The following is a 24127-nucleotide window of genomic DNA, read 5'->3' as shown; positions in this document are numbered from 1 at the left end:
TGGGGATCGCGGGCCAGGTGCCGGTCAGGGCCGGATGCGCCTCAGCCGCGCAGCGAGCGGTCGAACCAGGCGTTGCGGAACTTGCCCTCGGGGTCGAGCCGCTCGGCGAGGGCGAGGAAGTCGCCGGCCCGCGGGTACAGCGGAGCGATGTCGGCCGCCCCGGCGGTGAACACCTTGCCCCAGTGCGGCCGGGCGCCGAAGGGGCGGATGGCCGCCTCGAGCTCGACGAGCAGCGCCTCCACGGCCTCCTGCTCGCGCTTCCAGGTGAAGTGCAGGCCGATGGTGGTCTGCCCGTACTGGGGGCTCAGCCACAGCCGGTCCTCGGCCACGGCGCGCAGCTCGCAGACGAGGAGGATCGGGCGGATCCGGTCGCCCATCGCGCGGAGCGCCTGGACGGCCTCGACGGCCCGGTCGAGCGGCACGTGGAACTCCGACTGGATCTCCTCGCCGTCGCTCGGGGTGAAGCCCATCTTGAAGTGCGACAGGCGATCGGACCAGAGGCCGACGACCCCGAGCTGCGAGGTGCTGTTCACGGGGTCGATGCCGAGGATCGGGTGGCGCTCCTCGGTCGCGGCGGGCGCCCCGAAGTAGTCGGGCACGACGACCTCGTCCTCGGGCTGGCCGTCGACGTCGAGCTGCACGCGGCTCTTCAGCCACACCTGATCGGTGGCCTCGCCGAAGCGCGTGAACACGCTGACGCTGTAGGCGCCCCCGAAGACGTCCTCGAGGTTCCCGTCGAACGCGTCCCAGGAGAGGCCCTCGAACACGCGCTGGCGCACGAGGTAGGCGGGCTCGACGTCGAGCGTGATGCGCGTGACGACGCCGAGCGCGCCGAGGCCCACCACGACCCCGTCGAAGTCGTCGTCGCCGCGGCGGTAGGTGACCGTCTCGCCGTCGGCGGTGATGAGCTCGAGGGCGGCGACCGCCGTGCCGAGGTTGCCGTTGCCGATGCCGGACCCGTGCGTGGCGGTCGCGATGGCGCCGGCGACCGAGATGTGCGGGAGCGAGGCGAGGTTGTGGATGGCGAGGCCCTCCTCGCCGAGGAGCTCGGCGAGCTTCCCGTAGGCGAGGCCCGCCGAGAACGTGGCCGTGCTCGCGTCCCGGTCGACCACGAGGTCGGCGGGGAGCTCCGCGAGCGAGACCAGCACGTCGGAGTCGGCGATGTCGTTGAACGAGTGGCGGGAGCCGAGGACGCGGAGGCGGGGCGACTCGCGGACGATGGTCCGCAGCTCCTCGACGCTCGTCGGCGTGCGCACGGCGCTCGCCCGGTACGCGTAGTTGCCGGCCCAGTTGGTGCCCGCGGTGCCCTGCTCGATGGTGTCGGTCATGCGTCCTCCTCGCGCCCGCCATCGGACGCCGTCGTCTCCAGCTTGCCCGCCCTCCGGCCGGAGGGCGAGCGACGGGCCGCCGGATGCGGCGGCCCGTCACGTGCTCCGCGTCAGCGGCTGCGGATGGTGAGCTCGAGCGTGCGCGCCGACGGCCAGAGCTGGTGCTCGGGCAGCACGTCGAGGCCGCACGCGCGGGATCCGAGCCCGTGCTGCGCCGCGTCGATGTAGAGGTGCACCGCCTCGCTCGCGGGCAGCTCGTGCGGGTGGGCCGCGCGGTCGAGCTCCTGCGGCGTGTGCCGCGAGGCCGTGAAGCCGGGGCGACGGCCCGCGGTGTCGGGCGCCGCGTGGATCACGATGCCGCCCTCGCCGTCGAACGTGCCGAGCTCCAGCTCCCGCAGGTCGCTGCGGTGGCCGGTCTCCTGGGGACGCGAGTACACGGCGCCCAGGTCGTCGACGAGCGACGAGAACCGGCCGACGAGCGCCGCGCGGCGCGAGTCGGGGTACGACTCGAAGGGCCCGGTGCCGAACCACTCCGCGTTGGTGACGCTCGCGGGGAGGTCGAAGCGGATCCCGACGCGGGGCCACGTGACGGCCCACCCGGCGCTCGGCACGATGTCGACGCGGAGGCCCAGGTCGCCGTCGGCGCCCTCGGTCCAGCAGTACGTCGTGTCGACGGAGTCGAAGGACTGCGCCGCGCTCGTGCGCACCACGACGGTGAGCGAGCCGGACCCGACCTTCACCTCGCGGACCCGGTGGGTCAGCCGGTCGAGGCCCGCGCCGCGCCAGCGCGCCTCGCTCGACGGCCCGGGCACGCCCTTGCCGAAGGTGAGGCGCGGGTCGGCGAGCTCGTAGGAGCCGCTGCTGTCGCTGCGGTCGTTGTCGGTCGGCGCGCGCCACAGCTCCAGGCGCGGGCCGTCGACCTCGAGGGAGCCGAGGCGCACGAGGCGCCCGGTCGCGAGGTCGAACTCGCCGTCGCCGAGGGTCAGGCGGGCGGCGCCGGACGCGGGGTAGGCGTCCTCGTCGGCGTCGACCCAGCGCGCGGGCACGGCGGGGCGGGGCGCGGGGGTGAGGTCGAACTGGGCGACGGCGACCACGTGGCCGGCCTCGGCCCACGGCGCGTCGTCGCGGAGGATCGCCTGCACGGTCAGCCAGACCTCGGCGCCCTCCACGGCGGAGCCGCCGGCGTCGAGCGCGTCGGCGGGCAGCGGCACCACGGCGGTCCCGCCCGCGGGCACGGACGCCGGGTCGAGGACGCCCGTGGCGACGTCGTCGCCGTCGACCGCGAGCACCCAGACGAGGCTCGTGTGCGCGGTGGAGACCGTGTGGTAGCGGTTCTCGACGACGAGGGACGCGGATCCGCCGTCGCGCTCGAGGCGGAACGCGACGGGCTGCACGACGGCCTTGTACTCGGCGAGGCCGGGCGTCGGGGTGTCGTCGGGCAGGACCATGCCGTCCATCACGAAGTTGCCGTCGTGCACGACCTCGCCGAAGTCGCCGCCGTACGCGTAGAACGCCTCGCCGTCGGCGGTCTCGGTGAGGATCCCGTGGTCGCGCCACTCCCACACGAAGCCGCCGTGCAGGCGCGGGTAGCGGAGCACGAGGTCCTCGTACTCGGCGATCTGGCCGGGGCCGTTGCCCATGGCGTGCACGTACTCGCAGAGGATGAAGGGCTTCGAGCGCTGGCGCATGCCCTCGCCCGGCGTGCAGCCGAGCAGGTCGCCGGGGACGACGTCGCTGCCGATGGACTCGGTCTCCTGGAGGTTCGAGTACATGCGCGAGTAGACGTCGGTGTACTCGCCCGTGTAGTCGCCCTCGTAGTGCACGGGACGTCCGGGGTCGCGGCGGTGGACCCAGGCGGACATGGCGGCGAGGTTCCGGCCGGTGCCGGACTCGTTGCCGAGCGACCACATGACGATGGAGGGGTGGTTCTTGTCGCGCTCGACCGTGCGCTCGATGCGGTCCATGTAGTGGTCGGCGAAGCGCGGGTCGTCGCTGGGGTTGCCGACCCAGCCGCCGAACTCGAAGCCGTGGGTCTCGAGGTCGCACTCGTCGATGACCCAGAAGCCGAGCTCGTCGGCGAGGTCGAGGACGCGGGGGTGCGGCGGGTAGTGGCTCGTGCGGATGGCGTTCACGTTGTGCTGCTTCATCAGCAGCATGTCGGCGCGCGCGTGGTCCTCGTCGAAGACGCGGCCGCGCTCCGGGTGGGCCTCGTGGCGGTTGACGCCGTGGAACACGACGCGGCGGCCGTTGACGAGGAAGCGGTCGCCCTCGATGCGCACCGTGCGGAAGCCGAGGCGGATCGAGAGGGCCTCGACGTTGGTGCGGAGGAAGCCCTGGTACTGCGTGGGGCTCTCGGCGCTCCACGGCTCGACCCGGTCGACGTGCACGGGGGCGACGTCGGCGGGGGTGTCCCACGTCACGTGGATCCCGAGGTCCTCGACCTCGAGGGTGACGGGGAAGGCGGCGGGCTCGGCGTCGACCTCGACGTGGACCGTGCCGGCCCCCGTCTCGTGGTCGTACTCGGCGCGGGTCCACGCGTCGTCGATGCCGCCCTCGGGGCGGCCGAGGAGGGTGACGTCGCGGAAGATGCCGGGCATCCACCACTGGTCCTGGTCCTCGAGGTAGCTGGCGATCGACCACTGGTGCACGCGGACGGCGAGCACGTTGGCGCCGGGCCGGAGGAACTCGGTCACGTCGAACTCGTGCGAGAGGCGCGAGCCCATCGCCGTGCCGACGGCGTCGCCGTTCCACCACACCTTGAAGGCGGATTCGACGCCCTCGAAGCGGAGGACGACGCGCTCGAGCGACTCCCAGGTGGTGGGCACGTCGATCTCGACGCGGTAGTCGCCCGTCGGGTTCTCGTCGGGCACGAAGGGCGGCTCGACGGGGAACGGGTACTGCACGTTGGTGTAGGCGGGGAGGCCGAAGCGGCCGTCCTGGCCGAGCACCCAGTGGCTCGGCACGGGGATCTCGTCCCAGCCGGAGTCGTCGAAGGCCGGATCGGCCATGGTCTCGTCGAGGCCGCGGGGGCTGGGGGAGAGGCGGAACCGCCAGTCGCCGTTCAGCACGATGCGCGGGGCATCCGAGTGCAGGCAGGAACGGGGGCGGCGGGCCGGGCCCGTCGTGGGGGCGAAGTCCTCGAAGTAGGGGAGGGCGTGCGTCATGGGCTTCCTTGCGCGTGGGCGGGTGCGGCGACGTGCCGCGCTCCCATCATCGTGGGTCGGGGGGCGCCGCGCCGAATGCGCGGACGGCCGGGCAGGTCGCCCTGCCCGGCCGTCCGCGATCGGTCGCGGGTGCGGTCCGTCGAGGTCGGCCCTCGACGGCGCCGCGGATCAGCCCTTGACGGCGCCGTCGGTCAGGCCGCCGCGCCAGTACTTCTGCAGGACGATCATCGCGGCGATGAGCGGGATGATCGAGACGAGCACGCCGCCGGTGGTCAGCTGGTAGAACTCCGGCAGACGGTCGACCTGGCTCCGCCAGTTGTTGAGGCCGAGGGTGATCGGGTACAGCTTGTCGTCGGCCAGCATGATCAGCGGCAGGAAGTAGTTGTTCCAGATGCCGACCAGCTGGAACAGGAACACCGTCACGAGCGCGGGCGTCATCGAGCGGAGCGCGAGCGTGTGGAAGATCCGCAGCTCGCTCGCCCCGTCGATCCGGCCCGACTCGATGACCGCGTCCTCCACCGACGCCTGCGCGTAGATGCGGCACAGGAACAGGCCGAACGGCGACACGAGCGACGGGATGAGCACCGACCAGTACGTGTTCGCGATGCCCATGCTGCTGAACAGCAGGAACAGCGGCAGCGCGGTGGCGGTACCCGGCACGAGCACGCCGCCGAGGATGGTGCCGAAGACGATGTTCGATCCCCGGAACCGGTACTTGGCGAGCGCGTACCCGCCGGCGGCGGCGAAGTACGTCGCGATGAGCGCGCCCACCCCGGCGTAGAGCACCGAGTTGAGGAACCACCGGACGAAGATGCCGTCGTTGTAGGTGAACACCATCGTGAGGTTCTGCCAGAGGTTCATGTTCGCGAACAGGAACCCGTTGGTGCTGAACAGGTCGGCCGTCGTCTTCGTGGCGGCGACCACGATGTAGTAGACGGGGACGAGGAAGTACAGGGCGACGAGCGCGAGGATCGCCGTGACGAGGATCCGGGTGGCGGGCCTGGTGCCCGCACCCGCGGCGCCGCCGGCCTTGGAGGGCCGGCTCACCTTCGCCTCGGCGGCCTGCGCGGCCCGCTTGTGCTCCGCCTTCGCGGCGGCCTGGTCGGTCGAGGTCGTGGCGACCTCCTGCGTGGCGGTCATGCGCGCGCCCCCTTCTTCCTCGCTGCGGCGGCTTCCCGCTCCTCCTTGGGCTTCCTGTTGGTGATCGCGAGGAAGACGAACGACAGCACGAACGCGGCGAGGGCGATGATGACCGCCTGCGCGGCGGCGACGCCGTAGTCGTTGTACGCGAACGCCGTGGTGTACGCCGAGAGGTTCGGCGTGTACTGCGAGTCGATCGCGGGGGCGGAGGTGGCGAGCACCTGCGGCTCCGCGAACAGCTGCAGCGTCCCGATGATCGAGAACACGGTGGCGAGCACGAGCGCGGGCCGGATGAGCGGCAGCTGGATGGAGAACGCCGTCCGCCAGGCGCCCGCGCCGTCGATGCGCGCGGCCTCGTAGACGTCCCCGGGGATCGACTTCAGCTGCGCGATGATGATGAGCATGTTGTAGCCCGTGTAGGTCCAGGTCACGATGTTCGCGATGGACCAGAGCACCGTCCCGGCGCTGAGGAAGTCGAGCTGCAGCCCGAACATCTCGCCGATGTCGATGATGGGCGACAGGCCCGGGATGTAGAGGAAGCCCCAGAGGATCGTCGCGATGACGCCGGGCACGCCGTACGGCATGAAGTACGCCGCCCGGAAGAACTGCGGCCACTTCGCCGACGCCGACTCCAGGAGGAGCGCGAGGACCGTGCAGAGGATGATCATCACGGGCACCTGCACGATGCCGAACAGCAGCACCCGGCCGATGGACGCCGTGAAGGCGTCGTTCGCGAGCGCGAGCGCGTAGTTCTCGAACCCGGCGAAGACGGTCGTGACGCCCTGCTCGCCGAAGAGCCCCTCCCGCCGCACGGTCGTGAACGACTGGAAGACGGCGTAGATGATCGGGAGGACGAAGGTCAGCAGGAACACCGCGAGGAACGGCGTGAGCATCACCCACGGCGCGACGGTCTGCGACTTCTTCAGCTGGCCCTTGCCGACGCCCGCGCGGGGTGCGCGGGCGGGGCGGTCGGCGGCGTGCTCGCCACGGTGGGCCCCGGCGGGCCTCGTCGCGGTGCTCATGCGGAGGCCGCCTCGACGCGCAGGCCCTTGTTGCGGAAGGCCTCGATCACGGCCTCCTGCGCCAGCGGCAGGGAGTCGACGAGGGTCTGCCCGCTCGTGAGCTTCCGGCGGAACTCGTCCTGGAGGGTGTTGAGCGTGTACTGCGTGAGCGGGGACCAGGTCCACTCCAGGTTCTGCTCGCGGGCTGCGGGCACGAAGACCTCCTCGTTGTAGGACTGCCCGCTGAAGAACTCGCTGGGCTCCTGCCGGGGTGCGCCGATGTAGTCGGGCGAGGGCGACCAGCCGATGCCGGAGTTCGCGATCATCGCGTCGATGCCCTCCGGGGAGGTGGTCATCCACGTCATGAACTTGAGGGCCTCGGCGGGGTGCTTGCTGTTCGCGAGCACGGCCGCGGTGGATCCGCCGAGGTAGCTGGACCCGTAGGACCCGTCGAACGACCACGTCTGCATGGGCGCGACGCGCCACTTGCCCTCGCCGCCGGAGACCGACTGGATGAGGGCGTCGCCCCAGCTGGCGCTCGTGCAGCCGAAGATCTTCGCGTCGGCGGCGGCCGCGTACCAGGGCGGCGAGTAGGCGGTGAAGCTGGTGTTGACGATGTCGTCGTCGATGGCCTTGTCGAAGAACGCGGCGACCTCGAGCGTGCGGTCGTCGAGCATGTCGATGACCCAGCGCTCGCCGTCGACCTTGAACCAGTTCGCGCCGGCCTGGGTCGCGTACGACGTGAAGACGGAGGCGTCCGACACGGGGAAGCAGTCGAGGTAGTTCCCCGCGCCCGTCTTCCGCACCTCGGCGCTGAGGGCCGCCCAGTCGTCCCACGTGGCGGGCGGCTGGCCGCCCACCTGGTCGAGGAGCGCCGGCTGGTAGTAGAACGCCATCGGGCCGGAGTCCTGCGGGATCCCGAAGACGCCGTCCTGGAAGCTGACCTGCTTCCACAGCGCCTCGTCGTACCTGTCGCGGTACTCGTCCACGCCGTAGCGGGTGAGGTCGACCAGGCCGTTGGCGAGGAGGAACTCGGGCAGCTGCCGGAGCTCGACCTGGCCGATGTCGGGCCCGCCGCCCGCCGTGATGGCGGAGTACATCTTCTGGTAGCCGCCGGCGTTGCCGCCGGGGATCCAGACGGCCTCGACCTGGATGTCGGGGTTCTGCGCGTTCCAGACGTCCGCGACCTTCTGGAGGTCCTTCAGCCACGCCCAGTACGTGAGCGTGACCTTCTCGCCCGCGGCGACGGCCGGGATGACCGGATCGGAGTTGACCAGCCTCCCGCCCGGTGCCGAGCACGACGCGAGCGCCAGCGTCCCCGCGGCGGCGGCCCCCACCCCCAGTGCCTGTCTCCTGCTGATCGAATGCATCGTCGCATCCCTCCCGTCGTCGTTGATGGCAGCGGCGCTTGGCGCCACTCCCACTGTAGGCGCGGGACGAAACTTATTCCTAACCCCTGGTCGGGATTCCTGCGAGGGAGGTGGGCGCCGGCCGGACGTCAGCGGCGCGCGGAGGAGCCGCGGATCACGAGGCGCGGCTCGGCGAGGAACTCGCGAGCCGGCGTCCGGTCGCCCTCGATGCGCCGCACGAGCCGGTCCACGGCCGTGCGCGCCATGAAGTCGTGGTCGGGGTCCACGGACGTGAGGCCCGGCACGAGGTATGCGCTCTCGGGGATCTCGTCGAAGCCCACCACGCGCACGTCGTCCGGCACCCGGCGCCCCGCGTCGGCGAGTCCCCGGAGGGCGCCCATGGCGACCGTGTCGGTGACGCAGAAGACGCCGTCGAACTCGGCGCCGGATCCCATCAGGCGCGTGATCGCGGCGTGGCCGCCCGCCATCGAGTACTCGAAACGGCCGACGAGCAGCTCGGGCGCGACGGCGCGTCCCGCGTCCGCATGAGCCCGACGGTAGCCGTCCATGCGCAGGGCGCCGGCGGTCACGTCGCCGGGATCCGGGTCCCCGATCATCGCGATGCGACGGCATCCGGCCTCGATGAGGTGCGCGACCGCGAGTCGGGCGCCCTCCGCGTTCGGCATGGCGACATGGTCGACCGGGCCCTCGAAGATGCGCTCGCCGAGGATGACGAGCGGATTCTCGACGCGCAGGAGCTCCGCGTCGCCGGCCCCGAGTCCGACCGCGCTCAGGATCAGCCCGTCGTACACGCTGTTGCGGGACATGGACAGGGACTCGAGCTCAGCGTCGCGACGGGCACCTGTCTGCTCGAGCACCACCCGGAAGCCGTGCGACGTCGCGGCCTCGACGATCCGGGCCGCGAGCTGCCCGAAGTAGGGCCGGTCGAACTCGGGCACGACGAGGCCGATGGTGCCGGTGCGGCCGGCGCGGAGGTTGCGGGCGGAGACGTTGATCCGGTAGTCGAGCCGGGTCATGGCGTCGACCACCTTCGTGCGCGTCGCGTCGCGCACGTGCGGATGGTCGTTGATGACGTTGGAGACGGTCATGGCCGACACGCCCGCTTCCCGGGCGACGTCGTAGATGGTCACCAGGCCCGTCTTCCTCATCGGATCACGAGTCTGCCACCCGGAGGGGCCCGTCGACTACGCCGACGGGCGGGCGTCGCGACCACGACCGTCGGCCCCGGCACGCAGCACGGCAGCCTCGGCGGCGGAGACGGCGAGGACCGACCCGTGGCGCGCACGGTCGGGCAGGCGGGCCTCGGGACGGTGCGTCCACGGCCCGGTGCCGTCGCCGCCGGTCGAGAGCACCTGGCAGCCCCGGTGCCCGAACTCGTCGACGAGGAGCCAGATGGTGTCGTCGCCCCCGATGCCGACGAACGGCGCGGGACCCTCACCGTGCACGAGCTCGGGCATGCCGACGCCGCGTGCCACGAGCCGGAACCGGCCGTCGACCCGGTCGCCGACCTCGACCGAGACGGCGGTGCCGCGTCGGGGCCCCGTGCCGCCCGACGCATCCTCGACCGAGAACCGGAGCACGCGACCGCCGTGGGGCAGGAGCGCCATGTCGATGAGGTCCCTCCCCGTGTCCACGGCGACGCGCGCGGGCGAGAACGTGCGGAAGTCGCGGGTCCGGGTCGCGAGGATGCGCTGGTGGCCGCCCGGCGCGCCGGCCCAGGTGCCGCTGCCGGCCTCGGACCCGGCGCGCGGGCCGGCGGCGAAGAGCACCTCCCACTCGCCGGTGCCCGGGATCCAGACGGCCTTCGGCGCCCAGGCGTTCCCCGCGTCGTCTGGGGCGACGCGGACCAGGCGGACGGCGGACCACGTGACCAGGTCCGCGGACTCCGCGACCGCGATGGACCGGCTGCCGCGGTGCACGGCGCGGTCCCAGTCCTCGTCGGGCCAGGTGCGGAGGTCGGTCGCGAGCAGGACGAAGACGCCGCGCCGCTCGTCGCGGAGGAGGAACGGGTCGCGGAGCCCGTGCTCGCCCACCTCCGACGCGAGCACCGGCCGCCCGTCGGCGACACGGGTCCAGGCGAGGGGATCGGGCCCGTCGCTGACGGCGAGGCGGATCCGCTCGCCGTCCTCGCGGTCGCCCGGCTCGAAGTAGGCCATCGCGTAGGCGGCGGGCTCCCCGGGCGTCACCCCTTGACGCTCCCCGACACGAGGCCGCCGACGATGTGCTTCTGCATCGCGATGAAGAACACGACCATCGGCAGCAGCACGATGACGCTGAGCGTCAGGAACGCCGGCCAGTTGACGCCGAACTGCCCGACCGCCTTGTAGACCTGCAGCACGAGCGTCTGCTTCTCGGGGCTGCTGATGAAGACGTTCGGCGTGATGAAGTCGTTCCACACCCACATCGTCTGGAACACGCCGACCGTGATGAGGATCGGGCGGATGAGCGGGAGCACGATGCGCCAGTAGATCTGCCAGGGTCCGGCGCCGTCGATGCGCGCCGCCTCGAATACCTCCACGGGCAGGGTGCGGAGGTAGCCCTGGATGAGGAAGTAGCAGAAGACGGCGCCCGCCGCGTAGAGGACGATGAGGCCGTTGCGGCTGTCCACGAGGCCGGCACCCGCCATCATCCGGTAGAGCGGGATCAGGGTCGCCTGCCCCGGCACCAGGAACGCGATGACGAGCACGACGGCGGCGATGCGGTTGACGACGGTCCTCCGCAGCAGCATCGCGTACGCCGCCATGGACCCGATGAGGAGCATCACGGCCACGGAGACCACGGTGATGTAGAGGGTGTTGAGGAACGCCCCCGCGATGGGCACCGACGCGAGCACGTCCGCGTAGTTCCCCAGGTCGAGGGAGGCGGGGAGCCCGAACGGGGAGCGGCTGGTCTCCGCCTGCGTCTTGAAGGTGTTGACGACGATGTAGTAGAACGGCGCGCCGACGACCGCGGCCAGCGCGATCATCAGGACGCTGGTGACGCCGGACGACCACCGCTGGCGGGCTCGGGCCCCGCTGCGGCGGCGTGGGCGGAGGGGGACGGGCGGGATGCCCGCGGTGCTGCCGCTCATGAGAGCCGCCCTTCGACGCGACGGGAGAGGAGGAGCTGGACGGCGACGATGGCGCCGACCACCAGGAGGAACACCACGGCGAGCGCCGAGGCCTTGCCGAACTGCGCCTGCGCGACGCCGCTCTGGATGATGGACTGCGTGATCGTGTAGGTCGAGAACCCCGGACCGCCCTTCGTGAGCGTGAAGGGCAGGTCGTAGACCTTGAGTCCGCCCGTCATCAGCAGGAGCGTGCTCACGGTGATCGCGGGGGCGAGCAGCGGGAGGGTGATGGACTGGAACCGCTGCCGGGCGGATGCCCCGTCGAGCCGGGCGACCTCGTAGTAGTCCTCCGGGATCGACTGCAGGTAGGCGAGGTAGAGGATCGCGTGCCACCCGGTCATGGACCACACGCCCACGATGATCACCGACAGCTGCGCCAGGGAGCTGTTCGACAGCCACGGCACCGCGCCGAGGCCGAGGAGCGTGCGCAGCACCCAGTTGATGGCGCCCGACCCGAGCGGCGAGAGGATCAGCCCCCAGACGAGCCCGAGGATCGCGATGCTGGGGATGGCGGGGAAGAACAGGATCGCCCGGACCGCGCCGCGGCCGCGGAACGGCTTGTTGAGCACCACGGCGAGGGGCAGCGCGAGGGCCGTCACGAGGACGGTGGTGCCGACGCTGAACAGCAGGGTGAAGCGGAAGCCGGCGAGCATGGCCGGGTCGCGGAGGATGCTCGCGTAGTTGTCGAACCCCACGAACCGCGCCTCGGCGGAGTACCCGTCGAAGTCGGTGAGGCTGAAGTAGAACGACTGCGCGAGCGGGATGGCGAACAGGACGACGAACACCAGCAGGATCGGGATCAGGAACGCCTGCGTGCCGAGCTGCTCGCGTCGGCGGGCGGCTCCGGCCCGGCGGGTGTCGCGCGGGCGGCCCGCTGGGGGCGGGACCGTGGGACGTGCAGGGGCGATGGTGGACATGACTACCTCTCGTGTCGGTGCGGGGAGACGACCGGGGGAGGGGGGGGGGGGAGGGGGGGGGGGGCCCCCCCCCCCTCCGCCAGATCAGCCCTCCTGCTCCTGGAGGCGGGTCTGCAGCGCTGCGGACACGTCCGCCGGCGTCGCCGAACCCTGGATCATGAGCTGGATCTGCGCCACCGCGTCGGTGTTGAGGGCGTCCTGGTAGCGGGGCCACGCGATCTGCGGCAGGTAGAAGTCGCCGCTCTGCAGGCCCTCGAGGTTGGGCTGGAGCGCCGGGTCGATCTCGGGGGTGTAGTTGTCGGTCGTGGTCAGCGCGGCCGTCTCCTTCTGGAACAGCCCGACGCCCTCCTCGCTGCCGAGGAAGGTGAGGAACGCCTCGGCGGCCTCCGTGTTCTCGCTCTTCGCGTTGATGGCGTAGCCCGGGGATGCGGCGCCGGCCCAGAAGGCGTCGCCGGTCGGGGTCGGCACGGGCGCGAACGCGATGTCCATGTCGGGGGCGGCCTCGCGGACGGCGGGCACGTTCCACGGGCCGGCGGTCATGATCGCGACCCGGCCGTTCACGAACTCGTCGACGATCTGGTCGCCGGTGAGGCTGATGACGTCCTGGCTCATGAGGTCGCGGTCGAACAGTTCCTGGTAGGCGGCGAGGGGTTCGTCCCAGAGGTCGGCGAACTCCGCGTCCCCGCTGAAGATGGCGGCGTCGACGTCGCCGCCGGCTGCCGCGTCCTCGGCGCCGACCATGGCGGCGACCGTCATCGGGATCTGACCGGCACCGTCGTAGAACGGCGTGACCCCCGTGGCCTTCACGTCCTCGAGCACGTCGAGGAAGTCGTCCCACGAGGTCGGGATCCCGGTGACGCCGGCGTCGGCGAGGAGCTGCTCGTTCACGAGGAGCCCGCCCGCCCAGGAGTTGGTCGACATCCCGTAGGCGCGGCCGTCGCGGCCGTACGTCTCGGTGTTGAAGGGGCTCATCGCGGCCATGAAGGGCTCGTCGGTGAGGTCCTTCACGTAGCCGGCGTCGATGAGGTTGGTCTTGTTCTCCGCGGCGATGGCGAAGACGTCCGCGCCGGTGCCGCCGACGAGGCGGGTCTGCAGCGTGGAGATGTACTCGGCGACGGGCGGGGCGCTGGAGAACTCCACGGTGATGCCGGGGTTCGCCGCCTCGAACGCGTCGATGACCGGGGTCATGGTGGCCTCGTTGTCCCAGGAGAAGAACGAGAGCCTGGTGGATCCGTCGTCGGCCCCGGGAGCGCAGCCCGACAGGGCGGCTGCTCCCAGGGCGAGGGTGGCGAGGGCGGCTGCGCTGCGTGCGAGCGGCCCGTGAGAACGATGCGACATTGCATTCCTCCGTGCGAGCGGTCCGTCCGGTGGACGGACCTGTATGGGTGGGTGAAGGGGTGGTGCTGCGGTGCGGTCGTGCGAGGGGGAGTCGAGGAGCCGGTCGGCCGCGCGCGGATCAGCGCGGGCGAGCGGGGAGCGGGAGCCGGAGGTGGTCGAGGGACGGGACGACGGGGACGAGCCCGCCGCCCGGGAGGTGGTGGAGGCGGTCGAAGACGACCTCGCGCCGGTGGCCGTTCCCGGACGGGATCGCGAACCGGTGGTAGGCGATGATCCAGTCGTCCGTGCCCGGGACGCGGTGGACGGCATGGTGGCCCGTGCCGAGGATCCCGAGCTCGGGGCGCTTCTCGAGGAGCACGCCGCCGTCGGTCCAGGGGCCGGTCGGGTGCGGCGCCTGGGCCCAGCGCACGCGGTAGTCGGCCTCCCGCGTGTCGTTCTCCGACCATGTGGCGTAGCAGACGCCCGCGTGCCGGTGGATGCTCACGGCCTCGCGGAACCCGGCGGGGGTCCAGGAGCGGACCGCTGCCGGGTCGAAGGACACGAGGTCGGGGGCGAGCGGCACGATGTGCGCGATCCCGTTGCCCCAGAGCAGGTGGACGGTCCCGTCGTCGTCCTCGAAGACGGAGGGGTCGATCGCGGTCCCGTGGTAGTCGCCACGAGCGACGAGCGGCCGCCCGAGGTCGACGAACGGGCCCGTGGGGCTGTCCGACCGCGCGACCCCGATGGACTGCTCGGCGGTGTAGTAGAGGTAGAAGACGCCGTCCCGCTCGAAGGGCGCGGGGGCCCAGGCGTGGTCGCTGGCCCAGGTCACGTCGCGGCCGAGCCGCAGCACCTCGCCCTCCTCTCGCCAGGTGACGAGGTCGGGGGAGGACCAGGCGTGGAAGGCGTCGGCTGCCCATCCTTCGCTGCCGTCGGTCGTGGGATACAGGTACCAGCGGTCGTCGACCACGAGGAGCGAGGGATCCGCCAGCAGACCGCGCACGGTCGAGGCGGCACCCGACGGCCCGGCTGCCGCATCGCGATCGATGGTCGTCATCGCACTCCCTCGTGCTTCATGTATCGATAAAACCTGTATCGATAAAATAGATCCGCGGGGCGAGGGAGTCAAGAGCCGACGCGACCGGATCGCGAGTCGGCCGGGCGTCAGCGGCGCGCGCCGCGGTTGCGGACCGCCCACTCGAGGGCGTGCATCGCCTGGTCCTTCGTGAGGCGCGTCTCGAGGCCGCACGTCGGGCAGACCACGCGGTAGGTCGAGCGCAGCCGGAGGAGGGGCACGAGGAAGAGCGTGAAGCGGAGCGTCCGGTGCAGGACGCGCTGGGGGGCCGTGACGCCGCAGCGGAGGCAGGCGAACGTCACGACCACGATGAGGGCGTCGCGGGCACGCGTGCCGAACAGGAGGATCACCCGTCGAGGCTACGCGGCGCCGGCGGAGCATAGGCGGTGGGGCGGCCCCCGGACGAGGAGGCGACGCTTCGCGGATCACCCGGTACCTTCGAAGGACACCACTCGGCAGATCGGCCCCGCATGACCACGCACCACGACGGCGCGCACGTCACCGCCGCGACGGCCTGCCCGGGAGCCGCCGCGTGATCGTCTTCGTGATCGTCGGCGCGGTCGGGCTCCTGCTCCTCCTCTCCAGCATCCTGCTCGGCGACCTCCTCGACGCCATCGGCGGCGGGGACGGCCTCGTCTCGGGCGTCGCGCTCGGCGCGGCCCTCGCCATCTACGGCGTCGGCGGCGTGCTCGCCGACCAGGCCGGCATCGGCGCAGGCGGCGCCATCGCCATCGCGGTCGCCCTCGCGCTCGTCGCGCTCGTGGTCGTGCAGCTCGCCGTCCGCTTCGTCGCGAAGCAGGAGAGCGGCGGCGGGTACTCGCCCGTCGGCATGGTCGGCGTCGTCACCTCGCCCACCTCGCCCACCGGCGGGGAGGTGCGGCTCGAGCACATCCGCGAGCTCGAGCGGCGGCTCGCGCAGAGCGACGCCCCGCTCGCCGTCGGCACGCGCATCCGCGTGGTGTCCGAGGACGGCTTCCGGGTGCGCGTCGAGCCGGATCCCGCCCCCGACGCCCCGCCCCAGACCTAGCAGCACCCGTCCCAACGAGAGGAACCATCCCGTGGACCTGATATCCGGCGGCACCACCGCCATAGCCGTGATCGTCGTCATCGTCATCCTGGTGGCGCTGGTGGCGTTCATCGCCTCGCGCGTGCGCCGCGTGCCGCCGAACCAGGCGCTCGTGATCGTCGGCCGCAACGCCGAGCGGAGCGAGGGCGGCGCCGGGTTCTCGAGCCCGCAGAAGGTCATCATCGGCGGCCGCACCTTCATCTGGCCGATCTTCCAGGAGGGCTTCACGCTCTCCCTCGAGCAGTACCAGACGAGCGTCACGGCTGAGGCGCGGGACGCGAACTTCATCAACACCGCCGTCGTCGCGACCGTCAACTTCAAGGTGACGGGCACCGAGGACGGCGTGCGCCGGGCCGTGCAGCGCTACCTGCTGCAGCAGGACCAGCTGCCGGAGATCGTGCGGCAGTCCCTCGAGGGCGCGATCCGCGGCCTCATCGGCGACCGTCCCGTGGACGAGCTCGTGAAGAGCTTCTCGGTGGTGGCGCAGGAGGCCGTGAACCAGACGAAGAACGACCTCGCGGAGCTGGGCCTCCAGATCGAGACGCTCAACGTCCGCGAGATCACGACGCCGGGCAGCACCTACCTCGACGACCGGGCCCGCTCGAACGCCGCGCGCGCCCGCCAGATCGCCGAGGTCGCGGAGGCCGAGAACAAGCGGATCTCCGCGCTCGCCGCGATCGAGAACGACCAGCAGACCGCCGAGCGCCAGCTCGAGCTCGACCTCCGCCGGGCGGCCATCAAGGCCGACACCGACCGGGCCAACGCCACCGCGCTCGCCGCCGGCGAGCTCGCGAAGGCCGAGCAGGACCGCCTGGTCGCCGACCAGGAGCGCACCGCCGTGGCCGCGCAGGCCGAGGTCTCCAAGGAGCGCCTGCGCATCGACGTGGAGCTCCCCGCCGAGGCGCGGAAGTACGCGACCGTCCAGGACGCGCAGGCCGCCCGTGACGCCGAGAAGGCGAAGGTCGACGTGGAGGTCTACCAGCGCACGCAGAACGCCGAGGCGGCGAAGACCGCGGCCGTGAACGAGGCGGCGTCCATCACCGCGCTCGGGAAGGCGAACGCGGACGCGATCCAGGCCCGCGGCCAGGCCGAGGCCGAGGCGGCCGCCGCGCTCGCCGAGGCGCAGAACAAGCTGTCCCGCGAGGCCCTGCAGGCGCGCATCATCGCGTCCATGCCGGAGATCGCCCGCGAGATGGCGGCGCCGCTCGCCAACGTCGACAACATGACGATCATCTCCGCGGACGGCGCCAACGCGCTCAACCGCTCGGTGGCCGAGAACATGGCGACGCTGCCGAAGCTCCTGAAGGACACCACGGGGATCGACGTCGCCACGGCGCTCAGCTCGTTCCTCGGCTCGACCGCCGCGGGCACGTCCGCCGGCGCCGGATCGACCTCCGCGGACGCGGGCCCGTGGACGGCCGCGCCCGAGGGCGCCGGGATCTGATCCCGGTGCCGGTGCCCGTCGGGACGCGCGGCGTCCCGACGGGCCCGGTGTGAGGACCCCGAGCCCGTTCCGGGTGCTGTGGGGCGCGAACGCGCTCTCCAACCTCGCGGACGGGCTCGTCTTCGTCACCCTGCCGCTCGTCGCGGCGTCCCTCGCCGACGACCCGCGCGCGGTCGCGGGGCTGGCGACGACGTACGCGCTGGTGCGGCTGGTCGTGGCGCTCCCGGTCGGGGTGCACGTCGACCGGCTCGACCGGCGGACGCTCCTCGTGACGGCGAACGCGCTCCGCGGCATCGCCGTGGTCGCGCTCGCCGTCTCCCTGCAGGCGGGCGCCGGATCGCTCGTCGCCCTGTACGCGGTGATGGCGGTCGTCGGCGTGCTGGAGAGCGCGGCCGACGGTGCTGCGGTGGCCGTGCTGCCGTCGCTCGTGCCGCGGGACCGGCTCGACCGGGCGAACGCACGCATCGCGGGCACGCAGCTCGTGGCCGACGAGTTCGCGGGGCCGCCGCTCGGCGGGTCCCTGTTCGCCGTCGCTGCCGCGCTTCCCGTGCTCGCCACCGGCGGGCTCTGGCTCGGCGCGGCCGCCGTCGCGCTGGCGCTGCCCCGCCGGACGGCGCCGATGCCGATGCCGACGCCGACGCCGACGCCGGCGCCGGCGGGGGAGACCGCCGCGGTCCCGCGTCCGTCGATCCTCCGGGAGGCGGGGGAGGGCGTGCGCTGGCTGGTCCGGCACCGGGTGGTCGGCACCCTGGCGCTCCTCGGCGGCCTGGCGAGCGTGGGCTACATGCTCCCGTTCTCGGTGCTCGTGCTCTTCGCACGCGACCGGCTGGGGCTCGACGCGGGCGGCTACGGACTGCTGCTCGCGGCCAGCGCGCTGGGCGGGCTGGTCGGGACGGGCCTCGCCGCGCCGCTGCGCGCCCGCATCGGCTCCCGGTGGACCGTGGCCGCCGCCCTCGCGCTCGGGGCGGCCAGCCTCGCGGGCCTCGCCGTCGCGCGCGACCCCGTGGTCGCGGGCGTCCTGCTCGCCCTCTACATCCTGCACGCGGTCGTCTGGGGCGTGTGCGCGACCTCGCTGCGCCAGCGCCTGGTGCCGGATCCGCTCCTCGGCCGGGTCGGCGCCGCCGGCCGCGTGCTCAGCCTACTCGGGCTCGCCCTCGGCTCGGCGCTCGGCGGCGCGCTCGCGACGGCCGGCATCGCCGTGCCGACGGCGGCCGGCGCCGTCGTGTTCGCCGGCTGCGCGGTGCTCGCGGTCGTGGCGCTGCGCCGATCCGACGAGCCCGTGCGCGCTGCGGGGGATGCCGGCTAGCCCGCGTTCGGCAGCCGCACCTCCACGAGGCCGGCCGTCACGCGCGTCTCGAAGCGCGGCTGCGGCGACGTGGCGGGGCCGTGGATCACCTCGCCCGTCCTGAGGCTGAACACGCTGTCGTGCCACGGGCAGGTGACGCACGCCTCGCCCGTCTTCGGGTCCTTCCCCAGCTCGCCCTCGTCGAGGGGCGCGGAGAGGTGGCTGCAGGTGTTGCTGAGCGCGTCCACCGTCATGCCGTGGCGGCGCACGAGGACCGGCAGGCCCGCCACGTCGCGCTTCGCGAGACGGCCGTCGGGCAGGTCGTCGAGCCGGCCGAGCTCCTGCCAGCCCTGGGGGAAGCGGTGCGGCACGTCCTCGGCGTGGTTCGCGCCGGCGGCCTGGCGGTACGCGAGATGGCCGCCGAGGAAGCCGCCGGCGGAGACGAGCCCGAGGCCCGCGAGGCCGAGGAGCTTGCCGCTGGTCTGCTTGCCGCGCGCCCGCTGGATCCATGACAGGCCGTAGAGGCCCGTCGCGAGGGCGTTCGCGGCGGAGTGCACGATCCCGACGCGGAGCTGCTGCTCATGCAGCTGCGACCAGTCGGCGTAGCCGGAGACGATGGAGGGCGCGGCGCTGAGGATCCCCACGCCCACGAGCGCCTGGCTGGCCTTCTGGTTGCCGGGCAGGAGGTCGAGGACCGCGGAGGAGATCCACGCGCCGGACGGGATGAGGACCGCCACCGGGTGCAGCGGGTGCCCGAACGGCACGCCGTGCAGCAGGTCGGCCAGGGCGCGGGGCTTGAGCAGGGCGACCACGGTGCCGCGGACCCTCTCGACGATCGGGTCGAGCGCCTCGGCGTCCTCGATCCTCGTGATGGCCGCGACGAGCTTCAGCTCCCTCATGGGGTCTCCGTCCGATTCCGGCGCCGCCGTCGGCGCTCCCTCCCAGGCAACGCCTGCGGGGGAGCAGTGACAAGGCCGGGCGGCCGGATCCGGTGCCGCCGCTCGATCGCCTGCCCGGCGTAGCTCGCGGCGACGATGAGGGCCGCGCCGCACAAACCGACCGGCCCGATCACCTCGCCCGCGAGGACGACGCCCACGCCGAGCGCCCACACCGGCTCCGTCCCCATGAGGATGCTCGCGCGCGACGCGGACGTCCGCCGCACCGCCCAGAGCTGCACGACGAAGGCGAACACGGAGCACAGCAGGCCGAGGAACAGGACGCCCGCCCAGCCGCCCGCGTCCAGCCGCGCGACCGCGGCCGGCAGCTCCGCCCCCGCCACGATCGTGGAGGCCGCGGCGCACACCGCCATCTGCACGAGCACCACCCCCAGCGAGCCCTCCGTGCGGCCGCGGGTGAGGTGCGCGCTCGCCGTGACGTGGACAGCCCGGACCGCGGCCGCGGCGATCACGAGCGCGTCGCCGGGCGTCGGCGTGCGCAGCCCGCCCTCGGAGACGAGGAGGGCGACGCCGACCACGGCGGCGACCGCGGCGACGAAGTACGGCCGGGGCAGCCACGAGCGCGACGCGACGCCCTCGAGGACGGGCGTCATGACGAGCGCCAGGCTGATGAGGAGCCCCGCGTTGGTGGCGCTGGTGAGGTGCACGCCCCACGTCTCGAGCCCGATGACCGCGGTCTGGGAGCAGCCCAGCGCCACCGCGATCGCGAGGCCCTGACCCCGCGGCAGGCGCTCCCGCCGGGCGAGGCAGAGGAGGGCCGTCGCGGCGGCCGCGACGAGGAACCGGAGGGCGAGCGCCGCCGGGACCCCGGTCAGGGCGGCGAGGTCCTTGGCCGCGAGGAAGCTGGCGCCCCAGACCGCGGCGACGCCGACGAGGAGCAGGTCGACGAGGAGTCCGGGTCGTGCGCGGGAGGCCATGACGCTACTGTCCAGAGGACCGATGCCCAAGAGCAACGGGCCATCACTTGATCGACGATGAAGGGCAGCCTTGTGGATCCGGCACGACTCCGCCTCCTCCGCGAGCTCGGCGACCGCGGCAGCGTCGCGGCCGTCGCCGCCGCCATGCACGTCAGCGCCTCCGCCGTCTCCCAGCAGCTCGCGGTGCTCCAGGCGCAGGTGCCCGTCCCGCTGACCGTCAAGCGCGGGCGGCGGCTGGTGCTCACGGACGCGGGGGAGGCGCTCGCCGTCGCGGCCACGCGGGTGGAGGTGGCGCTCGCCGAGGCCCGCGACGCCGTCGGGTCGTTCCTCGGCCACGACGAGCGGCCGGTGCGCGTCTCCGCCTTCCACAGCGCCGGGCTCGCGCTGTTCGGCCCGCTCCTGGAGGACCTGGGCCGGACCGGGGGCCCGCGGGTCTCCCTCGCCGACGCCGACGTCGCGCAGGCGGAGTTCGCCCGCCTCACCGCGGACCACGAGCTGGTCGTCGCGCACCGGCTCGCCCACGAGCCGGAGTGGCCGACCGGGCGCATGGTCGTCGTGCCGCTCCTGGTCGAGCCGCTGGACATCGCCCTGCACGCGGCGCATCCCCTCGCGGCTGCCCCGAGCATCCGCCCCGAGCAGCTGCGCGACGAGCGCTGGATCTCCACGCACGAGGGCTTCCCCCTCACGGGCGTGCTCGCGCAGCTGGGCGCCCTCATCGGCCGCGCGCCGCAGGTCGACCACCGCATCAACGAGTTCTCCGTCGCGGCGCAGGTCGTCCGCGCGGGCGCGGCCGTCGCCGTCATGCCGCGGATGACGGTGGCCCCGCTCGCCGTCGACGGGATGGTCCTGCGGCCCCTCGTCGGCGCCGCGCTCGTCCGCCACGTGGACGTGCTCGCCCGTCCGGACGCGATGGCGCGCGTGCCGGTCCGCCGGGTCCTCGACGCGCTCCGGCGGGTGGCGGCCGCGGCGGCGGAGAGCGCCGGCGGGAACGCGCCGGTGCCGCGCGGCGGGCTCGCGCGGTAGGGACGGGCCGGGGTCAGGCGTCGGGGTCGCGCGAGGGATGCCGGGAGGCGACGGGCGCGCCGTGCCGGGCCGCCCGGTACCCCGCGGCGCGGAGGCGCCGGGCCCACGGGTACGTCGTGTCGCCGGGCGGGGCCGCGAGCACGGGGTCCGCGCGGGTGGAGGTGTCGAGGGGACCGGCGGCGTCGTGCGCGAGCTCGATGCGCGCCGCCACGTGCCACCGGCCGCGCGGCGTCGCGTGCACGAGCCGCATGCGGAGCGGCTGCGAGGCGAGGGCGCGTCCGAGGTCGGCGGCGCCCGCGGGCAGGTGCGGCTCCCGGTCCACCACGACGCCGAGCAGGACCGGCCCCGCCGATCCGCGGTAGGGCATGAGCGTGGTCATGCGCGCGCCCGAGAGCGCGCGCCGCGGCTGCAGCAGGAAGCGCCCGGGGAAGCCGAGCCCCGTCGTCGAGAGCAGGACGTCGACCGTGGTGCCGCCGCCGTCGGGTATCCGGAGCGCGAGGCCGAGGACGTCGGGGAGGGCGGGCGGCGTGCCGCCGCCCCGCGAGAACCGGGCGTCGATCGCGAGCGGCTCGTCGAGCCCGTCGAGCCAGGCGAGGCCGGAGGCGGCGCGGCCCGGGACGGGCGCGAGCGACCCCGCGAGGGCGACGCCGTGCGGGTGCAGCGGCCGCGGGCTCCGGACGACGCGGAGCGCGGCGACGAGCCCCGCGAGGAGGTTCCCGCCGACGCGGGCCGGGATGTCGGTCATCGCTCGACCCTATTCCGGTGCGCGGCGCGCGTCCGGGTGCGACGACGCCCGGGCCGGCAGGGAGCCGGCCCGGGCGTCGGGCGGTGCAGGTGCGCGGTCGCGCGGCGCGCTACGGCGTCGGCATGCCGCCGTTGACGTGCAGCGTCTCGCCGACGACGTAGCTCGACTCGTTGGAGGCGAGGAACACGTAGGCGGGCGCGAGCTCCGCAGGCTGTCCGGCGCGGCCGAGCGGGGTCTGCTCGCCGAACTCGGGCAGCGCGTCGGCGGGCTGGCCGCCGGCGGTCTGCAGCGGGGTCCAGATCGGGCCGGGCGCGACCACGTTGACGCGGATGCCCTTCGGCGCGAGCTGCTGCGCGAGGCCCTTGGAGAACGTGTTGATCGACGCCTTCGTGGTGGCGTAGTGGATCAGGTTCGGCGAGGGCTGGTAGGCCTGGATCGACGACGTGTTGATGATCGACGAGCCGGGCGCCAGGTGCGGCAGCGCCGCCTTCGTGATCCAGAACATCGCGTAGACGTTGGTCTTGAAGGTGAGGTCGAACTCCTCGTCGGAGATGTCCTCGAGCGCGTCGACGTTCTGCTGCTTGCCCGCGTTGTTCACGAGGATGTCGAGGCCGCCGAGGCCCTCGACGGCCTTCGCGACGAGCTCGCGGCTGAACTCCGCGGTGGAGATGTCGCCGGGGATCGCGACGGCCGTGCGTCCGGCCTCCTCGATGAGGGCGACGACCTTCCGCGCGTCCTCCTCCTCCTCGGGCAGGTAGGACAGGGCGACGTCCGCGCCCTCGCGGGCGTAGGCGATGGCCACGGCCGCGCCGATGCCCGAGTCGGCGCCCGTGATGAGGGCCTTGCGCCCCTCGAGGCGGCCGGATCCGCGGTACGTGCGCTCGCCGCGGTCCGCGGTCTCGTCGAGGTCGGCGTCGAGGCCGGGGCCGTCCTGCTGCTGCGCGGTCGGGTCGATGTCGGCGTACATCTTCGTCGGGTCCTGGAACGTGTACTGGTCGGTGCTCATGGGTCTCCTGATGGCTGCGTGATGCGTTCGGGAAGGGGGTGCCGGGCGGATCAGCTCGGCGGGGTGTCGTCCAGGTCGATGTCCTGGCCGGCGAGGTCGTTCGGGGCGAGGGCGGGCTCGGCCTCGCCGTCGACGCCCAGGGCGTCGGCCTCGGGCTCGGCGTCCTCGGCGGTGACGGCGTCGTCGTCGTCGACCTGCTCGACCGGCTCGTCGGTGTCGGGGAGGACGGTCTCGCCGGCGACGGCGTCGTTCACGACCGTCGCCGTGTCCATGCCCACCGCGTCGAGGGCCGTGTCGTCGCCGGTGGAGTCGTCACCTGGCGTGGTGGAGGTGGCGTCCGTCACGGTCACTCACCCGCCTCGGGCTTGGGGTGGCCGGGGATCGAGTCGCCGCTGAGGTTGAGCTCGTCGGGGTCGACGTCGATCTCGCCGACGTCGTCGGGTCCGCCCGAGCCGGGGAGGACCTGCACGTCGTCCTCGGCGGCGGGGACGTCGTCGGAGACGCCCTCGCTCTCGACGATCTGCTCGCTCTGCTTCACCTGCGTGTCGTCCTCGCTGGGGGAGGTGAAGTCCTTGTCCTGGCGTGTGTCTGAGGTGTCCGCGGGCTGGAGGCGCGGGTCGTCGGTGTCCATGCGGCCGACGCTACGCTCGGCCTCCGCCCGTGTGGTCGGCATTCAGGGAACCCTCATGCAACGCGTCTCCCGGCGGCCGGCCGGCGGTGCGCGCGGGGCGTCACATGTCGTCCGGGCCCTCGCCGAACGGGTCGGGCGCGTCCTCGCGGGCGTCCTCCTCGGCGGCCTCGTCGCGGGAGGCTACCGAGTCGGCGTCGAGGGGCGCGGCGTCGGGCAGCGGGTGGCGGGGAGCGTCGGGCACGGCGTCCGTCACGTCAGCGCCCCTCGGGATCCACGTGGCCGGCGGCGTCGTCGGCGGGCGCGCCCATGTGCGAGTCGGCGGCGGTGACGGCGCGGTTGTCGGGGATGGCGGGGTGGTCGGGGCTCGCGGGCTCCGCGTCCTCCACCTCGAGGGTGTCCTCCTCCGCGTGGCCGTAGTCCGTGCCGTCGGGCGCACGGACCGCGTCGCCGGTCGGGGTCCGGTGGCCGTCGGCGGAGACCACGTCGTCCACTGTCACCAGCCCGTCGGGGTCGCCGGGGCCGCGCCCGGTGCGGATGCCGTCTGCGTGCTCGTCGCGATCGCTCATGGTGCCCACCCTACGAGCGTCCGGGTGCGGACGGCGGGTGCGGAGGCGGGCCGCGCGGGCGCGTAGA

Annotated in this window: 24 protein-coding genes; 4 read left to right on the top strand and 20 right to left on the bottom strand. The window is 73.3% G+C overall.

Translation table 11 applies throughout. The features are described 5' to 3' along the window. Positions 1 to 41: 41 nt before the first annotated feature. The 12 genes from AC07VC_RS07305 to AC07VC_RS07250 all read right to left on the bottom strand — a co-directional run bounded on the left by AC07VC_RS07305 (position 42) and on the right by AC07VC_RS07250 (position 14771). Positions 42 to 1328 carry a D-arabinono-1,4-lactone oxidase gene (locus AC07VC_RS07305; protein WP_494676205.1) on the bottom strand — a complete coding sequence of 429 codons (1287 nt, stop codon included), beginning with the start codon at positions 1326 to 1328 and terminating at the stop codon, positions 42 to 44. 110 nt (positions 1329 to 1438) lie between these two features. Continuing rightward, the gene (locus AC07VC_RS07300; protein WP_494676204.1) at positions 1439 to 4492 is read right to left on the bottom strand and encodes a glycoside hydrolase family 2 TIM barrel-domain containing protein; all 3054 of its coding nucleotides are present in this window, start codon (positions 4490 to 4492) and stop codon (positions 1439 to 1441) included. 168 nt (positions 4493 to 4660) lie between these two features. Beyond that, entirely contained in the window at positions 4661 to 5632 is a 972-nt protein-coding gene (locus tag AC07VC_RS07295; RefSeq protein ID WP_494676203.1) for a carbohydrate ABC transporter permease, read from the bottom strand. Next, positions 5629 to 6654: a carbohydrate ABC transporter permease gene (locus AC07VC_RS07290; protein ID WP_494676202.1), complete on the bottom strand. Its 1026-nt coding sequence runs from the start codon at positions 6652 to 6654 to the stop codon at positions 5629 to 5631. The genes AC07VC_RS07295 and AC07VC_RS07290 overlap by 4 nt, the downstream gene beginning before the upstream one ends. Next, a complete protein-coding gene (locus tag AC07VC_RS07285) occupies positions 6651 to 8003 on the bottom strand; it encodes an extracellular solute-binding protein (protein WP_094116248.1) in 1353 nt (450 codons plus the stop codon). Before AC07VC_RS07285 ends, AC07VC_RS07290 begins: the two co-directional genes overlap by 4 nt. Before the next feature lie 128 nt (positions 8004 to 8131). Next, positions 8132 to 9151, bottom strand: coding sequence for a LacI family DNA-binding transcriptional regulator (locus AC07VC_RS07280; protein WP_494676201.1), 1020 nt, complete (start codon positions 9149 to 9151; stop codon positions 8132 to 8134). 36 nt (positions 9152 to 9187) lie between these two features. Further along, a complete protein-coding gene (locus tag AC07VC_RS07275; RefSeq protein WP_494676200.1) occupies positions 9188 to 10189 on the bottom strand; it encodes a glycoside hydrolase family 43 protein in 1002 nt (333 codons plus the stop codon). Further along, on the bottom strand, positions 10186 to 11073 hold the full coding sequence (locus AC07VC_RS07270; protein ID WP_317229282.1) for a carbohydrate ABC transporter permease: 888 nt from the start codon (positions 11071 to 11073) through the stop codon (positions 10186 to 10188). Before AC07VC_RS07270 ends, AC07VC_RS07275 begins: the two co-directional genes overlap by 4 nt. Further along, positions 11070 to 12029 carry a carbohydrate ABC transporter permease gene (locus AC07VC_RS07265; RefSeq protein WP_494676199.1) on the bottom strand — a complete coding sequence of 320 codons (960 nt, stop codon included), beginning with the start codon at positions 12027 to 12029 and terminating at the stop codon, positions 11070 to 11072. The genes AC07VC_RS07270 and AC07VC_RS07265 overlap by 4 nt, the downstream gene beginning before the upstream one ends. Positions 12030 to 12113: 84 nt before the next feature. After that, positions 12114 to 13367, bottom strand: coding sequence for an ABC transporter substrate-binding protein (locus AC07VC_RS07260; protein ID WP_317229280.1), 1254 nt, complete (start codon positions 13365 to 13367; stop codon positions 12114 to 12116). A gap of 118 nt (positions 13368 to 13485) precedes the next feature. Beyond that, positions 13486 to 14403 (bottom strand): family 43 glycosylhydrolase, encoded by a 918-nt coding sequence (locus tag AC07VC_RS07255; protein WP_317229279.1) that lies wholly within the window; start codon positions 14401 to 14403, stop codon positions 13486 to 13488. Positions 14404 to 14510: 107 nt separating this feature from the next. After that, positions 14511 to 14771: a zinc-ribbon domain-containing protein gene (locus AC07VC_RS07250; RefSeq protein ID WP_094116241.1), complete on the bottom strand. Its 261-nt coding sequence runs from the start codon at positions 14769 to 14771 to the stop codon at positions 14511 to 14513. A gap of 182 nt (positions 14772 to 14953) precedes the next feature. Between AC07VC_RS07250 and AC07VC_RS07245 the strand changes: the two genes are divergently transcribed. From AC07VC_RS07245 to AC07VC_RS07235, 3 genes are read left to right on the top strand one after another with little or no spacing between them, the layout of a single operon-like run. Next, positions 14954 to 15448, top strand: a complete 495-nt coding sequence (locus AC07VC_RS07245; protein ID WP_494676198.1) for an NfeD C-terminal domain-containing protein — start codon at positions 14954 to 14956, stop codon at positions 15446 to 15448. Between the two features lie 31 nt (positions 15449 to 15479). After that, the gene (locus AC07VC_RS07240; RefSeq protein ID WP_494676197.1) at positions 15480 to 16931 is read left to right on the top strand and encodes an SPFH domain-containing protein; all 1452 of its coding nucleotides are present in this window, start codon (positions 15480 to 15482) and stop codon (positions 16929 to 16931) included. Positions 16932 to 16980: 49 nt separating this feature from the next. Then, entirely contained in the window at positions 16981 to 18237 is a 1257-nt protein-coding gene (locus tag AC07VC_RS07235) for an MFS transporter (RefSeq protein WP_494676196.1), read from the top strand. Here the strand turns inward: AC07VC_RS07235 and AC07VC_RS07230 are convergent. Beyond that, a complete protein-coding gene (locus AC07VC_RS07230; protein ID WP_494676195.1) occupies positions 18234 to 19115 on the bottom strand; it encodes a Rieske (2Fe-2S) protein in 882 nt (293 codons plus the stop codon). The genes AC07VC_RS07235 and AC07VC_RS07230 overlap by 4 nt on opposite strands. Then, complete coding sequence (locus tag AC07VC_RS07225; protein WP_494676194.1) at positions 19112 to 20089, bottom strand: DMT family transporter; 978 nt, start codon at positions 20087 to 20089, stop codon at positions 19112 to 19114. Before AC07VC_RS07225 ends, AC07VC_RS07230 begins: the two co-directional genes overlap by 4 nt. 72 nt (positions 20090 to 20161) lie before the next feature. Between AC07VC_RS07225 and AC07VC_RS07220 the strand changes: the two genes are divergently transcribed. Then, positions 20162 to 21112: a LysR substrate-binding domain-containing protein gene (locus AC07VC_RS07220; protein WP_494676580.1), complete on the top strand. Its 951-nt coding sequence runs from the start codon at positions 20162 to 20164 to the stop codon at positions 21110 to 21112. Between the two features lie 13 nt (positions 21113 to 21125). On the opposite strand, the gene AC07VC_RS07215 is transcribed toward AC07VC_RS07220, so the two are convergent. From AC07VC_RS07215 to AC07VC_RS07190, 6 genes are all read right to left on the bottom strand, one after another. Beyond that, complete coding sequence (locus tag AC07VC_RS07215; protein ID WP_494676193.1) at positions 21126 to 21857, bottom strand: hypothetical protein; 732 nt, start codon at positions 21855 to 21857, stop codon at positions 21126 to 21128. A 109-nt stretch (positions 21858 to 21966) separates the two neighbouring features. Beyond that, positions 21967 to 22863 carry a glucose 1-dehydrogenase gene (locus AC07VC_RS07210; protein ID WP_317230674.1) on the bottom strand — a complete coding sequence of 299 codons (897 nt, stop codon included), beginning with the start codon at positions 22861 to 22863 and terminating at the stop codon, positions 21967 to 21969. 50 nt (positions 22864 to 22913) lie between these two features. Beyond that, positions 22914 to 23207 (bottom strand): hypothetical protein, encoded by a 294-nt coding sequence (locus tag AC07VC_RS07205; RefSeq protein WP_494676192.1) that lies wholly within the window; start codon positions 23205 to 23207, stop codon positions 22914 to 22916. Positions 23208 to 23209: 2 nt separating this feature from the next. Beyond that, complete coding sequence (locus AC07VC_RS07200; RefSeq protein WP_104289719.1) at positions 23210 to 23494, bottom strand: hypothetical protein; 285 nt, start codon at positions 23492 to 23494, stop codon at positions 23210 to 23212. 100 nt (positions 23495 to 23594) lie between these two features. Continuing rightward, positions 23595 to 23747 carry a hypothetical protein gene (locus tag AC07VC_RS07195; RefSeq protein ID WP_494676191.1) on the bottom strand — a complete coding sequence of 51 codons (153 nt, stop codon included), beginning with the start codon at positions 23745 to 23747 and terminating at the stop codon, positions 23595 to 23597. Between the two features lies 1 nt (position 23748). Then, the gene (locus tag AC07VC_RS07190; RefSeq protein WP_494676190.1) at positions 23749 to 24060 is read right to left on the bottom strand and encodes a hypothetical protein; all 312 of its coding nucleotides are present in this window, start codon (positions 24058 to 24060) and stop codon (positions 23749 to 23751) included. Between the last annotated feature and the right edge of the window lie 67 nt (positions 24061 to 24127).

This window comes from Clavibacter sp. GW821-FHT01D01 (genome assembly GCF_059422605.1).
Note: the sequence above shows the minus strand (reverse complement) of the source record. Positions and strands in the feature narration are given on the sequence as shown.

What these genes read in the sequence shown, in the direction of transcription:
- AC07VC_RS07305 (WP_494676205.1), bottom strand. Translation starts at nt 1,328, where the DNA reads ATGACCGACACCATCGAGCAGGGCACCGCGGGCACCAACTGGGCCGGC.
- AC07VC_RS07300 (WP_494676204.1), bottom strand. Translation starts at nt 4,492, where the DNA reads ATGACGCACGCCCTCCCCTACTTCGAGGACTTCGCCCCCACGACGGGC.
- AC07VC_RS07295 (WP_494676203.1), bottom strand. Translation starts at nt 5,632, where the DNA reads ATGACCGCCACGCAGGAGGTCGCCACGACCTCGACCGACCAGGCCGCC.
- AC07VC_RS07290 (WP_494676202.1), bottom strand. Translation starts at nt 6,654, where the DNA reads ATGAGCACCGCGACGAGGCCCGCCGGGGCCCACCGTGGCGAGCACGCC.
- AC07VC_RS07285 (WP_094116248.1), bottom strand. Translation starts at nt 8,003, where the DNA reads ATGCATTCGATCAGCAGGAGACAGGCACTGGGGGTGGGGGCCGCCGCC.
- AC07VC_RS07280 (WP_494676201.1), bottom strand. Translation starts at nt 9,151, where the DNA reads ATGAGGAAGACGGGCCTGGTGACCATCTACGACGTCGCCCGGGAAGCG.
- AC07VC_RS07270 (WP_317229282.1), bottom strand. Translation starts at nt 11,073, where the DNA reads ATGAGCGGCAGCACCGCGGGCATCCCGCCCGTCCCCCTCCGCCCACGC.
- AC07VC_RS07265 (WP_494676199.1), bottom strand. Translation starts at nt 12,029, where the DNA reads ATGTCCACCATCGCCCCTGCACGTCCCACGGTCCCGCCCCCAGCGGGC.
- AC07VC_RS07260 (WP_317229280.1), bottom strand. Translation starts at nt 13,367, where the DNA reads ATGTCGCATCGTTCTCACGGGCCGCTCGCACGCAGCGCAGCCGCCCTC.
- AC07VC_RS07255 (WP_317229279.1), bottom strand. Translation starts at nt 14,403, where the DNA reads ATGACGACCATCGATCGCGATGCGGCAGCCGGGCCGTCGGGTGCCGCC.
- AC07VC_RS07230 (WP_494676195.1), bottom strand. Translation starts at nt 19,115, where the DNA reads ATGAGGGAGCTGAAGCTCGTCGCGGCCATCACGAGGATCGAGGACGCC.
- AC07VC_RS07225 (WP_494676194.1), bottom strand. Translation starts at nt 20,089, where the DNA reads ATGGCCTCCCGCGCACGACCCGGACTCCTCGTCGACCTGCTCCTCGTC.
- AC07VC_RS07215 (WP_494676193.1), bottom strand. Translation starts at nt 21,857, where the DNA reads ATGACCGACATCCCGGCCCGCGTCGGCGGGAACCTCCTCGCGGGGCTC.
- AC07VC_RS07210 (WP_317230674.1), bottom strand. Translation starts at nt 22,863, where the DNA reads ATGAGCACCGACCAGTACACGTTCCAGGACCCGACGAAGATGTACGCC.
- AC07VC_RS07200 (WP_104289719.1), bottom strand. Translation starts at nt 23,494, where the DNA reads ATGGACACCGACGACCCGCGCCTCCAGCCCGCGGACACCTCAGACACA.
- AC07VC_RS07190 (WP_494676190.1), bottom strand. Translation starts at nt 24,060, where the DNA reads ATGAGCGATCGCGACGAGCACGCAGACGGCATCCGCACCGGGCGCGGC.